The organism is Pseudomonas protegens, assembly GCF_003732485.1.
Taxonomy (GTDB): domain Bacteria; phylum Pseudomonadota; class Gammaproteobacteria; order Pseudomonadales; family Pseudomonadaceae; genus Aquipseudomonas; species Aquipseudomonas protegens_B.
Window position 1 is genome coordinate 72,653 of record NZ_MOAK01000088.1, and the last position, 991, is coordinate 73,643.

Sequence of the window (991 nt, forward strand, 5' to 3'; positions counted from 1 at the left end):
TACATTTGGCGGCTTGCTCGCCGCCCTGCTACGAACTGATCCTGTGCGACTTCGCCGCTCAGGATGCCTAACGCTCACTATGCAAGATCGCAATCATCCTGCCGGCTTGAACCCTACACTATATTCAGCCCAAATATAGACCGAATATCGAATCCTGATTTCACTGAATATCAAATCATTTTTCTGCTCCTTTGATTGGCCGGTGTGCCGTTTTTTTACCTGGAAAAAAGCTGCGATTTGTCAGGCGATGCCGCCCCGCAACGAAGCAGAATCTCTTTGTTTTGTAGGGCAAATCCGAGAGAATCCCCCACGCCTTTGAGCGCCTTGTACCCCTTCGAACGATCAGGCAGTCTCCCGGTGCCGCTGCAAAATCAGCGGCCCGGATGTGGAAGTTCGGATCTGAGTAAGCATGAGCGCTCATGGGCATGGCTCGACGTATTGTCGTCGGCATCGCTTTATGGCGGTTGTGCGCGGGACACCTTCGGGTGTGCTGGGTTACTCAGTCCCGGTCTTCCACACCCTCGCACAACTGCCACCCCTCATGTGGAAGTGAGCTCGGCAGTCCGTTAACTACTGAGTGAGTGACCGTCATGAAAAAGCTCGTCCCCGATCCACCCTTGCCCACCGATCATCCGCGCCGCGACCCGGAACTGGACCGCAGCAACGCCAACCTGCTGGCCGCCTTGCACGGCACCCGCCATCGCCCCTTCGGCCTGCGCGATGGCCGGGGCCACCCGCTGTTCGCCGTAGAGCCCCAGGTGAATGCCGAAGACGCCCTGATGCACGTCTCCTTACTGCTCAAATGCGCCGAAGAGGTGTCCGATGAAATCACCGAACGGGCCAGCGGCATCGAACGCGGACTGATCTGGTCCATGGTGCATTCCGTGGAAATGGCCCGCGCCGTGGTGGACGCCCTGCTCGACGGCGCCCGCCCAGCCCCCGCCTAAACACCGCCCCGTAGGAGCTGGCTTGCCAGCGAAGAGGCCTGCCC

The 991-nt window shown here is 59.3% G+C and carries 1 protein-coding gene; it reads left to right on the forward strand.

From position 1 onward, the window contains the following. The first annotated feature begins 590 nt into the window (after positions 1–590). Positions 591–947: a DUF6124 family protein gene (locus BLX41_RS31705; RefSeq protein WP_123728048.1), complete on the forward strand. Its 357-nt coding sequence runs from the start codon at positions 591–593 to the stop codon at positions 945–947. Positions 948–991: the final 44 nt, after the last annotated feature.